General features: G+C 35.6%; 12 protein-coding genes. 7 read left to right on the forward strand and 5 right to left on the reverse strand.

The genetic code is table 11. From position 1 onward, the window contains the following. The 4 genes from lysS to AACZ41_RS16150 form a co-directional block, all read left to right on the forward strand. The coding region (gene lysS, locus AACZ41_RS16135; RefSeq protein ID WP_339629637.1) for a lysine--tRNA ligase at positions 1-1,608 on the forward strand (1,608 nt) is incomplete at its 5' end. Between the two features lie 55 nt (positions 1,609-1,663). After that, complete coding sequence (locus tag AACZ41_RS16140) at positions 1,664-3,094, forward strand: DASS family sodium-coupled anion symporter (RefSeq protein WP_339629638.1); 1,431 nt, start codon at positions 1,664-1,666, stop codon at positions 3,092-3,094. Between the two features lie 194 nt (positions 3,095-3,288). Then, entirely contained in the window at positions 3,289-5,778 is a 2,490-nt protein-coding gene (locus AACZ41_RS16145) for a zinc-dependent metalloprotease (RefSeq protein WP_339629639.1), read from the forward strand. Positions 5,779-6,533: 755 nt separating this feature from the next. Next, entirely contained in the window at positions 6,534-6,908 is a 375-nt protein-coding gene (locus AACZ41_RS16150) for a hypothetical protein (RefSeq protein ID WP_339629640.1), read from the forward strand. Here the strand turns inward: AACZ41_RS16150 and hemL are convergent. From hemL to AACZ41_RS16170, 4 genes are read right to left on the reverse strand one after another with little or no spacing between them, the layout of a single operon-like run. Beyond that, positions 6,905-8,185 (reverse strand): glutamate-1-semialdehyde 2,1-aminomutase, encoded by a 1,281-nt coding sequence (hemL, locus tag AACZ41_RS16155; RefSeq protein WP_339629641.1) that lies wholly within the window; start codon positions 8,183-8,185, stop codon positions 6,905-6,907. The two genes, AACZ41_RS16150 and hemL, sit on opposite strands and share 4 nt — an antisense overlap. Before the next feature lie 5 nt (positions 8,186-8,190). Next, positions 8,191-9,027, reverse strand: a complete 837-nt coding sequence (locus tag AACZ41_RS16160; protein ID WP_339629642.1) for a glucosaminidase domain-containing protein — start codon at positions 9,025-9,027, stop codon at positions 8,191-8,193. Further along, positions 9,024-9,929, reverse strand: a complete 906-nt coding sequence (locus AACZ41_RS16165) for a pyridoxal-phosphate dependent enzyme (protein ID WP_339629643.1) — start codon at positions 9,927-9,929, stop codon at positions 9,024-9,026. Before AACZ41_RS16165 ends, AACZ41_RS16160 begins: the two co-directional genes overlap by 4 nt. A 12-nt stretch (positions 9,930-9,941) precedes the next feature. Beyond that, the gene (locus tag AACZ41_RS16170) at positions 9,942-10,271 is read right to left on the reverse strand and encodes a hypothetical protein (protein WP_339629644.1); all 330 of its coding nucleotides are present in this window, start codon (positions 10,269-10,271) and stop codon (positions 9,942-9,944) included. A 194-nt stretch (positions 10,272-10,465) separates the two neighbouring features. Here AACZ41_RS16170 and AACZ41_RS16175 point away from each other — a divergent pair, with 194 nt between their 5' ends. Beyond that, complete coding sequence (locus tag AACZ41_RS16175; RefSeq protein WP_177170916.1) at positions 10,466-10,624, forward strand: DUF5522 domain-containing protein; 159 nt, start codon at positions 10,466-10,468, stop codon at positions 10,622-10,624. A gap of 77 nt (positions 10,625-10,701) precedes the next feature. After that, positions 10,702-11,271 carry a DUF4136 domain-containing protein gene (locus tag AACZ41_RS16180; protein ID WP_339629645.1) on the forward strand — a complete coding sequence of 190 codons (570 nt, stop codon included), beginning with the start codon at positions 10,702-10,704 and terminating at the stop codon, positions 11,269-11,271. Between the two features lie 58 nt (positions 11,272-11,329). On the opposite strand, the gene AACZ41_RS16185 is transcribed toward AACZ41_RS16180, so the two are convergent. Further along, positions 11,330-11,797 (reverse strand): Lrp/AsnC family transcriptional regulator, encoded by a 468-nt coding sequence (locus tag AACZ41_RS16185; protein ID WP_339629646.1) that lies wholly within the window; start codon positions 11,795-11,797, stop codon positions 11,330-11,332. Between the two features lie 147 nt (positions 11,798-11,944). Here AACZ41_RS16185 and AACZ41_RS16190 point away from each other — a divergent pair, with 147 nt between their 5' ends. After that, complete coding sequence (locus tag AACZ41_RS16190; RefSeq protein ID WP_339629647.1) at positions 11,945-12,409, forward strand: DUF3291 domain-containing protein; 465 nt, start codon at positions 11,945-11,947, stop codon at positions 12,407-12,409. Positions 12,410-12,413 lie beyond the last annotated feature (4 nt).

Consider the following 12,413-nt stretch of genomic DNA (forward strand, 5'->3'; position numbering starts at 1 on the left):
TTATATCCTTTAAATGCCACATCGGCAAGTATAAAATCCAATTATGAGGAAGGCAAGCAAGTAATTGTTGCCGGTAGACTTATGTCTCGTCGTATTCAAGGTAAAGCATCATTTGCTGAACTTCAAGATAGTTCGGGGCGTATACAAGTTTATTTCAACAGAGATGAAATTTGTACTGGCGAGGATAAAACTCTTTATAACGAAGTCTACAAAAAATTACTTGATATAGGTGATATCATCGGTATTGAAGGATACCTTTTTACCACTCAAGTTGGTGAAAAAACTATTATGGTAAAGAAATTTACTATGCTCAGTAAATCGTTAAGACCATTACCATTACCTAAGAAAGATGCTGAAGGTAACGTATATGATGAATTCAATGATCCTGAATTGCGCTACCGTCAACGTTATGTTGATTTAGTAGTCAACCCAAAGGTTAAAGAAACATTTATTAAAAGAACTAAAATCACTAACAGTATTCGTGAGTTTTATAATAGCAAAGGGTACTTGGAAGTTGAAACTCCGATTTTACAACCGATTCCTGGTGGTGCAACTGCACGACCATTTTTAACACATCATAATGCGCTCAACATGCCTTTATATTTAAGAATTGCCAATGAGCTTTATCTTAAAAGATTAATCGTAGGTGGTTTTGACGGTGTATATGAGTTTTCAAAAGATTTCCGTAATGAGGGAATGGACCGTACGCACAACCCAGAATTTACGGTAATGGAATTGTATGTTGCTTACAAGGACTACAATTGGATGATGGACACCACGGAAAAGTTATTGGAGAAAATAGCTATGGATGCCAATGGAACCACACTAGTTACAGTTGGCAAACATGAAATTGAATTTAAAGCTCCGTATGCACGTGTACCTATCTTAGAAGCCATTAAAATTCATACCGGTTTTGATGTTGCAGGAATGCCAGAAGATGAACTTCGCGAAACTGCCAAGAAATTGGGTATAGAGGTTGATGACACAATGGGCATCGGTAAATTAATCGATGAAATTTTTGGAGAAAAATGTGAGCATCACTACGTGCAACCAACATTTATCACCGACTACCCAAAAGAAATGAGTCCGCTTACCAAAGAGCATAGAGACAACCCTGCATTAACCGAGCGTTTTGAGCTTATGGTTAACGGCAAAGAGTTGGCAAATGCCTATTCTGAGCTTAACGACCCAATTGACCAACGAGAACGATTTGAAGAGCAATTGAAACTTTCTGAAAAAGGAGATGACGAAGCAATGTTCATTGATCAAGATTTCCTAAGAGCACTTGAATATGGAATGCCACCTACCTCAGGCATTGGCATCGGTATTGACCGTTTGGTAATGTTAATGACCAATAATGCATCTATACAAGAAGTATTGTTCTTTCCTCAAATGAGACCAGAGAAACAGCCTCTTCAGTTATCTGATAGTGAAAAAGTAATTTTCGAAATCTTAAAGACTGAAAAGAAAATGGAACTTGATATTCTTAAAACTAAGGCAGATTTAAGTAATAAAGCTTGGGATAAAGGCATCAAAGGCATCACAAAACATCAACTAGCCAAAATCTATAAAGATGGTGATGTTCTTTTTGTTGAAATATCAAGTTAGATTTTAAAAGGATAATTAAAAAATAGTAGCTTAGAAGCTGGCAAAACCAACCAGCATGAATTTAAGTAGCAAAATAGGTCTGTTTACGGGCCCTATGATATTTTTTATACTCATTTTTTTACCCAATGTTCTGATTAACGAAAATGCAGATGCCGTAATAGCTGTTGCACTTTGGATGGTCATTTGGTGGGTTACCGAAGCGGTCTCCATTTCGGTAACCGCACTCCTACCATTGCTACTTTTCCCTATTTTAAAGGTTATGCCCATTGGCGATGTAGGTGCAAATTACGGCAGCCCTATTGTATTTCTGTTTTTTGGCGGCTTTGTTATGGCATTGGCTTTAGAAAAGGTAAAGCTTCACAAACGAATTGCCTTAAATATTATTCGCCTTACAGGCACAACAGCCAATAAAGTGGTGCTAGGTTTTATGATCGCTACCGCTGTTTTAAGCATGTGGATCAGTAATACGGCAAGTACCGTAGTTATGCTTCCCATTGCCATGTCGGTCATTAATTTACTGATTGAAGATGAAGACGGATTCACAAAACGGGACCGTAATTTTGCATTAAGCGTTATGCTAGGTATCGCTTTTGCAGCAAATGCCGGTGGTATTGCGACGGTTATTGGCACACCACCAAACTCTGTATTAATAGGTCTATTGGAAAATGAATATAACATTGAAATATCCTTTTTAAAATGGATGATTATTGGGCTACCTTTTTCACTCTTCATGATTGCCATTTGCTATTTTGTGCTGGTGAAAGTGTTTTTTCCTACTCAAAATTTAAAGTTTAAAGCATCTAAAACAATCATTCATGAGGAACTTGAAAAACTAGGACCTACCTCTGGGAAAGAAAAAATGGTGCTTGCAATATTTGGGGTAACTATATTCCTATGGGTATTTAGAACCTTGATCAATTCCATCTTCCCGAGTTTAGGTTTGTCAGATACGCTCATTAGTATTTTTGCTGCTATAGCTCTATTTACCTTACCCTATAATCTTAAAAAAGGAGATTTTATCTTGCAATGGCAAGACACTCAAAAACTGGCTTGGGGAATATTAATTCTCTTTGGTGGCGGATTATCATTAGCCAACGGCATGTCGGTCTCTGGTATTGTCGATTTAGTCGCTGATGGTATTGCACAAAGCAATCTAAGTATTCTCTTAACCGCATCACTTCTAATTATTTTAATGCTCTTCATGACCGAATTGATGAGCAATGTCGCCTTAGTGGCCGTACTTGCCCCTGTAGTTGCGGGTATCGCCATTGGTCTAGGTATACCCATCACCTATTTACTTATACCTATTACTATTGCAAGTAGTTGTGCTTTTATGTTACCTATGGCAACGCCACCAAATGCAATAGTCTTTGCTAGTGGATATATCAAAGTTCATGAAATGGCACGTGCCGGTCTTATTTTAAATTTAATTGCAGTTTTATTATTAATAGGATTGTTTCAATTTATACTTCCTCTTTTGTTCTAAATACTACCAAAAAAAATAAAGCCTTTGCAAATGCAAAGGCTTTATAATTGACTAATTCAGAATGTATAAAATGATTATTCCTATTTATAAGACGCCTTCTACCTTCTATTGTTACAAAATAGGCTTAAGAAATTATTAACTATTTGTTTCATATATTATTTCAATCTTTGAAAGTTTACCAAACTAACTCACAAATGAAAAGAAAATTATTATTAAAATTATTGCTATTACTATTCGTTTTCGGCTACCAAACTGCAGAAGCACAAATTTTCAAAAAAAAGAAAAAAGACACTGAAAAAGAAGCGAATACTTCATCTAAAGATAAGATTCAACCTTACGACAAGGTCATAACAAAAGATGCAGTTTCTGATGAAGGGCTATTTACCAGCCATGTAGTCGAAGAAAATTATTTTTTCGAAATACCAGATTCCTTATTTAATAAAGAGATGTTGATGGTAAGTCGCATTTCTAAAACAGCTTCTGGTATTGGTTTCGGTGGAGGTAAAATAAACACCCAAGTATTGCGATGGGAAAAAAAAGATAAGAAAGTATTATTACGGGTTGTTTCACATGATGTAGTCGCTGCAGATTCCTTACCCGTTCATGAGGCAGTTATCAACTCTAATTTTGAGCCAGTACTTTATGCATTTGACATAAAAGCTTTTAAGAAAGACTCATTAAACCCAAGTACGGTAATTGAAGTCAATGATATTTTCATAAAGGACACCAAACCATTTGGCATGCCCGAACGTTATCGCAAACAATATAAAGTTTCACGTTTAGACGAGGGTAGAGGATATATTGAATCTATAAAAAGTTATCCTTTAAATGTTGAAGTCCGTCATGTAAAAACTTACCTAGCTAGTGAAGCTCCAAGTAATGAAAGTTTAGGCTCTATTTCTGTTGAAATTAACAACTCTATGGTATTATTACCAGAAAAACCTATGAAGCGACGTTATTTTGATGAACGTGTTGGATGGTTTGCTAGAGGACAAGTAGATTACGGTCTAGACGCACAAGAAAGTAAAACGATTAAGTTTTTAGACAGATGGCGTTTAGAGGTCAAAGATGAAGATTTAGAAAAGTATAAGAATGGTGAACTCGTAGAGCCTAAAAAACAGATTATTTATTATGTAGATAGAGCTACACCAAAGAAATGGGTACCGTTCATAAAGCAAGGTATTGAAGATTGGCAAACTGCTTTTGAAGCAGCTGGTTTTAAAAATGCAATTATTGCAAAAGAACCACCAACCAAAGAGGAAGATCCAGAATGGTCACCAGAAGATGTACGTTATTCTGTTGTTCGCTATTTGGCATCACCAATACCAAATGCAAATGGCCCACATGTTAGTGACCCCCGTAGTGGTGAAATACTAGAATCTGATATTAATTGGTACCATAATGTCATGACACTACTAAGGAACTGGTATTTTGTTCAAACTGCCGCTATAAATCCAGCTGCTAGAGGAGTTTCTTTTGATGATGATATTATGGGGCGGTTAATTCGATTCGTATCGTCACATGAAGTTGGACATACTCTAGGGCTACCACATAACATGGGTAGTAGTGTTGCCTATCCGGTAGATTCTCTTCGCTCGAAGACTTTTACAGAAAAAAATGGGACCGCTCCATCAATTATGGATTATGCGCGTTTTAACTACATCGCACAACCAGGAGACGATGGTGTGGCTTTGATGCCAGATATTGGTGTTTATGATAAATATGCCATTCAATGGGGATACAAGCCTATCTTAAATACAACTGCCGAAGAAGAAAAATCAACTTTAGATCAGTGGATTATGGCACATTCGGGAGATCCTCTCTATCGTTTCGGACATCAACAAGTAGGCGATATTGTTGACCCTAGTTCACAAACAGAAGATTTAGGGGATGATGCTATGAAAGCTGGTGAGTATGGTATTGCCAACCTTAAAAGAATTGTTCCTAAATTGATTGAATGGACTGCTGAAGATGGAAAAAATTATGATGACCTGAATAAACTTTACGGACAGGTATTTTCTCAGTTTAATAGGTATATGGGCCATGTTTCTAATAATATTGGAGGTGTTTATGAGAACCATAAAACTTACGACCAAGAAGGTGCTGTTTATACTGCTGTACCAAAAGCACATCAACAAAAAGCAATGGTATTCTTAAATGAGCAATTGTTCAAAACCCCATTGTGGATGTTAGACCAGAATATACTGGAACGTATCGAATACTCAGGATATTTAGAACAAATGCGTTCAATGCAAGTACGTACATTAAACAATGTATTAAGTCTAGGAAAAATGGCCCGTCTTATTGAATTTGAAACATCGAACCCTAAAGAGGCATATTCCTTAATACAAATGATGAGCGAAATTCGAAAGGGTATTTGGTCTGAACTTAGAAATGGAGTTGCCATTGATACGTATAGAAGAAACCTACAGAAAGCCCATGTCGACCGTTTAGAATATTTATTAACGGCAGATAACCAGTCTAAAGCATCTGATTTCGGTGGCTACAGAAAATCAACAGTTGTCAACACTAGTCAATCTGATATCAGAACGATTGCAAGGGCAGAATTAAACATATTAAATAGAGATATTAAAAATGCGAGAAACCGAACATCTGATATAATGACAAAATATCACTTAAACGATGTTTCTGAGCGCATTAACCTCATTTTAGAGCCAAAATAGTGAAACGAATATAAGGTCACTTTTTTGACTCTATCGATGAAAAACCAATATCATCGATGAATGAAATCACCTTACCACAATTTAAATATCTCTGACATCAAAAAAGGCCCATTTCACAACAATGGGCTTTTTCATGCGTTTATGTTGTATAGATTAGTGAAAAATAAAAAACCCCAAATCATGACCAATAAATTAAAAAGTCTTATTTATTTAGCTTGTTTCATATGTGCTTCAGTGGTATATCACCAAAATACTAATACAGAGGTGCAAAAAGAAATAGCAACCAATTCCTACGAGCAAGATGCTGATATTATAATTAATCCATATAAAAACCTTGAGAGCATAAATCAAACCAATTAAAATATTTACAAAACTTACCTACTTAAAAGCGCGGCCTAAAAGCCGCGCTTTTTGATTTTAAACATTGTACAAATGGAGTTAAATATTTACTAAAAAGAATTTCAGCCTTAAACCTATCTGAAAAATTCTTGTCCAAGAAACAAATAGATAGAACAAATATTCTAACCTACACTTTTGATGTGAAAATCAAAGGCAATACTCCAATATTTACTGTCCTTTAGAAATGGCCGGCACATCATTGTCTTTAGGCAGATACCATATTCAATCTGATAATATTGATAATTTAGATTTAGGTAGAAATATAGCTAAGGAAGTGTGGAGAATTTATAAAAAATATTGGAGAATAAATTATTTTTTAAATGCTATCTTAGAATGAAAACAATCAACCGACCAACATGAAAATATTTCAACTTATAGTACTTTTTATTTTAGCTTTTTTAATGCTCGCAGGGGCTTTTAACCATCTTTACGCTCCGGAAACTTACAAAGAATTTATACCCGATTTTTTTCCTGAAACTCTTGCCCATATGCTATCGGCTGTTGCTGAAGCAGCTATAGGAATTGCCCTTTTAATCCCAAAATACAGAAAATGGGGCGGCCTTGGTTTTTTTATACTCATGATATCTTTCTTACCAATTCATATATGGGACCTAACTAAAGACGCACCGGCGATAGGGTCTAAAGTCACTGCGATTATTCGTATTGCTGTTCAACTTTTATTTATAGCTGCAGGATGGTGGATATATAAAACTTACAGAATAAAATCTTAAAGTTGTATACCTTCTAAAGCTTTAATAGTGTCGTCTAAATCAGCATAAGTTAAGGCATCATTTAAAAAATAGCTTTCAAATGCACTTGGCGGCAAGTAAATGCCTCTCTCTAACATACCATGAAAATAGGCTTTAAAAGTATCATTATTACCCTTAGCGGAAGATTCAAAATCAACTACCGGCTCATCAGTAAAATGTACTGAAATCATACTGCCAAATCGATTAATTTGGTGGTCTACACCTTTTGCCGTTAAAACTTCGGCAATACCTTTATGCAAGTATTCTGTTTTGTCAGCTAAACTTTGAAATATGGTTGGCTTATTGTTCAGTTCGGACAACATTGCCAAACCTGCACTCATTGCTAGTGGATTGCCACTTAATGTTCCCGCTTGATAAACAGGACCATCTGGCGCTAAGAAATCCATAATCTCAGATTTCGCAGCAAAGGCACCTACCGGTAAACCACCACCGATTACCTTCCCATAAGTAACGATATCTGCTTTTATATTCAAAACCTCTTGCGCACCACCTCTCGCTAAACGAAAGCCAGTCATCACCTCATCGAAAATTAACAGAATATTTCCTTGGGTACAGATTTCTCGTAAGCCCTTTATAAAAGAATCTTTTGGTACAATGCACCCCATATTCCCAGCAATCGGTTCAATTATGATTGCAGCTAACTCTCCTTTATTAGCTTTTACTAATTTTTTTACACCGTCTAAATCGTTATAATCCGCAAGCAAAGTATCTTTAGCCGTACCTTGTGTTACACCAGGACTATTAGGACTTCCAAATGTAACCGCACCACTACCCGCTTGAATTAAAAACGAATCTGAATGGCCATGGTAGCATCCTGCAAATTTTATAATTTTATCCTTACCTGTATACCCTCTAGCTAAGCGAACCGCACTCATACAAGCCTCTGTACCACTATTGACAAATCTAATTTTATCCATATTAGGCACCATAGAAATAGCCAATTTAGCCAGTTCTGTTTCAATCTCGGTCGGCATGCCAAATGAAGTTCCATTTTTTGCCTTTTCGATTACAGCATTAATAACCGATTCGTGTGCGTGACCTAAAATTAATGGGCCCCATGATGCTATGTAATCAATTAACTTATTACCGTCTTCGTCATACAAATAAGCTCCTTTTGCCTTTTTTACAAAAATGGGATCGCCGCCTACAGCTTTAAAAGCTCTTACTGGAGAATTTACTCCGCCTGGTATATATTTTTTTGCCTCTGCGAATAAAGCACTACTTCTTTGATAGATCATTTCTCTTAATTGATTTTGCTAAGTTTCACCTTAACTCGCTGCCCTATTGACAAATCGGAGCTTCTTAAATTATTCATTTGCATAATTTCATCAACACTCATATAATATTTTCTAGATAATGAATATAAGGTATCTCCCTTTTCAACAGTGTGTATTTTATCAGATTCGGTCGAGACAATTGTAGTGTTGTCATAGCCTGCATTTTTAATTTGCTTGTCATACTTATGCAGACCATGTTTCTCTATTAAATAAATAAGCTTTTGTGGGTATTTTGGATCGGTAGCGTATCCTGCCTTTCGTAGCCCTTTGGCCCATCCTTTGTAATCGGTATGCTTTAAATTGAAAAGAAAAGCATACCTAGACCTAGTAGTCAAGAATATACTATGGTCTCGAAAAGAATACATTGGGTGATTATATTTTCTAAAACATTCGCCCTTTTCATCATCATCATGAAAGTCATAATCACCCTCCCAACCTTTATGGCACTTTATACCAAAATGATTATTTGTTTTCATGGCAAGCTCACCCTTACCATACCCACTCTCTAAAAGACCTTGAGCTAATGTAATACTTGCTGGTATACCATAACCCATCATCTCTACCTGTGCGGTTTCGGCAAAAGTTTCTATATATTCGGAAGGAGTTTCGATTCTAAATGGAACAAATCTAGATGGCTCTTTCGGCAGCACAACTTCTCGCGATGTTAGTGGCTTAACATCTCCTGATTTCTTTCGTTCATTGAGTACATTCTTTGTACGCAACTGATCTGAGTACGCTTTTTTAGATTTACAGGAAGCAAAAATGATTCCTATGATTAACAGCAATAATATTTTCTTCTTCATATATCCAACAAAGGTAATTTTTTCTTTTTCAGTACACTATTCATGCCAGCAATACCTTGTAGACCACCAGTATGTATTGCTAAAATTTTAGTTCCTTTTACAAAAGTATCACGCAAAACCATATCGAACAACCCAAACATCATTTTTCCCGTATAAATAGGATCCAACGATATGTTGGTTTGTTTTTTAAAATCGTTTATAAAGTTAATTAGCTCTTGAGAAATTTTAGCATACCCTCCAAAATGATACTCTGAAATTAAGTCCCAACGGTTATTGGCAGTTATTCTCTTAATATCCTTATTTAGAAAATCTCCTTTTAATGATGAAAATCCTAGTACTTTCTGATGTAGAAATGATGAATTTATCAATCCTGCTACTGTACCGCCAGTGCCCACACTAGTACAAATAAAATCAAATTGCTCATCCCCGCTTACCAATATCTCTTCGCAACCCTTTATAGCTAGTTTATTTGTTCCACCTTCAGGCACAAGATAAAAATCACCAAATTCTTTCCTTAAATCAGCTAAAAAGCCCGACTCTTCTTTTTTCCTATATTCCCCTCTATTTACGAATTTGAAAATCATTCCATCCTCATGGGCTTTAAGCAAAGTCGTATTTTGACGCCATGATTCTCTCAGCTCTTCACCACGAATGATTCCTATTGAACTGAATCCTTTTTCTTTAGCCGCATAAGCGGTCGCTGCAATTTGGTTTGAAAAGGCGCCTCCAAAAGTCAAAATGGTATGACACCTCTTTTTGTTGGCCTCCAACAAATTGTATTTCAATTTGCGATATTTGTTACCTGAAATAAATGGGTGTAGTAAATCTTCCCGTTTAATGGCAAGTGTCACTTGCTTTTCTACAAATAACGGTATTTGAACAAGTTGATTCTCTATTTGCAAACGCGTCGTAATTTAACGACAAAGATATTTAATAAAACTGAAGGATTTTCTGTTTGACAAATAGTCTAAGTTGTTCTCATGCGAATATGCCTCTCGCTCAAAACTAAGATTCTGATATGCCTTGTAAGAATCTAAATACCAAATTGTACGAACGCTCCATTCTAATAAGTAAAGAATATAAAATGGAATGATCAATAGTTCTCGTTGCTGCCGTAAATGAATTTTTTCATGATTAATTAGAACCCCATCATTTTTTAAACTTCTATTTTTTAAAAATATAAAGGGCCATAGTGATAACCCCACATAATTTTTATAGAAGAAATGTCTAAAAACTAAAATCATAAATTTACTTTGGGTATTCTATAACAAAGATAAAGCCAAATAGTCTTTGTAAGAAAATTACTGGATTTTGTTGCCAACAATGCCGACAAAAGGTTAATACGCTGCACAACCTCTATTTAACCTAGTAACAAAGGAATGTAGTCTAGGTTATCAACAGAATAAAGTAACTTTATACCATTAAAATACAATTGTAGATGAAAGAGATTATTCCTATTGAGGAAGGTGATTTTTATTGGTCTGAAAATGGCTTTCGAGTTTTTACAGCGCAATACCACTATAAACGTGGTTATTGTTGTGAAAGTGGCTGCAGGCATTGCCCTTTTGGTTATGACTTAAAAACCAATACACAGTAGCTTTACTCTCTCTCATTCGGCATGATTATTGTGATTGTTCTAAATAGAACAATTTAGTACTTAAAAAAAATAACGTTATGAAAAAAATTAAATTCCTTGCTCTTCCCTTACTGCTTCTAGTTTTCATTTCCTCATGCTCATCGGTAAGAGTACTATCAGATTATGACCAGAAAGCAGATTTTAATGGATATACTTCGTACGCCTTTTATAAAACAGGAATCGACAAAGCACAAATATCAGATTTAGATAAAAAACGAATTCTAAGAGCGATTGAAGCTGAAATGGGCTCACGAGGTTTTGTAAAATCAGAGAATCCAGATTTATTGGTCAGTATTTTCACCAAGGAACAAGAAAGAGTAGATGTTTACACCAACAACTATGGTTGGGGCGGAGCTTGGGGATGGGGTTACAACCCATGGGCTTGGGGACCTGGTTTTGGCTGGGGCGGAAGTACAGTCAGCGCAAGTACACAAGGTTCTTTATATATAGACCTAATAGATAACAAGACAAACGAACTGGTTTGGCAAGGCAAAGGTGAGGGAACGCTTCAAAGCACTAGTAATGTAGCTAAGAAAGAAGCACGCATTAAGGAATTTGTTTCTCAAATATTAGAGCAATATCCACCAAATACAGTTGCTTTAAAGTAATACACACCAATTTTAATAGAAGCGATAGTTAATAAGGTTGTTATTAACTATCGCTTTTTTATAATAACGGAAATGTTGTATCATTCTTTACCTCGTTTAATACGAATGCACTTTTTACACTGCCAATGCTCGGTAATGAAGCTATCTTAAACTTTGCGAAATCATAATACGCATCTAGATTTTTCACTACTACTTTCAGAAGAAAATCAAATTCACCACCCACCACAAAACATTCAACGACTTCAGGATAACTTTTGACATCTTCAAAAAATTCATCCATCATTGCACCTTTCTGTGTTTCCAATGAAACAAAACTAAAGACCGTAATACTTTCTTCAATTTTATCTTTATCCAAGATGGCAACATAGTTCTTAATGAACCCATCTTGCTCTAAACGTTTTATACGCTCATAGACTGGCGTTTTTGTCAGCCCTAGTTCATCAGCAATTGATTTTGCCACTGTTTTAGAATCCTTTTGGAGGATTCTTAAAATCGATCTATCAATTTCATCTAATTTAACTGCCATAATTTTTTCCTGTTTATTGTAATAAATCAATCTCTTATTATAACTAATTCCTGATTTATTACATCAATATAGTTTTTTTTACCAATTATATGATAATTAACAAATATTAAATACTGTTTCCTTAAATTTATTAGAAATATCACATGAATGTACTACTTAGCACAAGCCAACATCGCACGTTTTAAAGCACCATTAGACAACCCCCTAATGAAAGAATTTACAGATTTTTTAGAGCCTGTAAATAAGTCAGCTGAGGAAAGCAAAGGATTCATATGGAGACTAACCGATACCGATGGCAAGTCGGCTTCATATATCGAGTCCCCGTTTAAAGATGAATTAATGGCAATCAATGTTAGTGTTTGGGAAGATTTCGATTCTCTCTCTAATTTTGTTTATAGTTCAGTGCATAGTTACTTTCTGCGAAACAAGAAGAAATGGTTTGATTTAGGCGGGCCCTCTCAATTCATTATGTGGTGGATTCCGGTCGGAGAAACCCCTACCTTAGAAATGGTTAAAAAAAAATTACTCCACCACGAAAAACACGGTGATACGCAGAGCGTATTTTCTATCAAAGAAATGTTCGATACCCAAGGTAACAAAATAAAAAAATGAAGCA

The organism is uncultured Maribacter sp., assembly GCF_963974015.1.
GTDB lineage: Bacteria > Bacteroidota > Bacteroidia > Flavobacteriales > Flavobacteriaceae > Maribacter.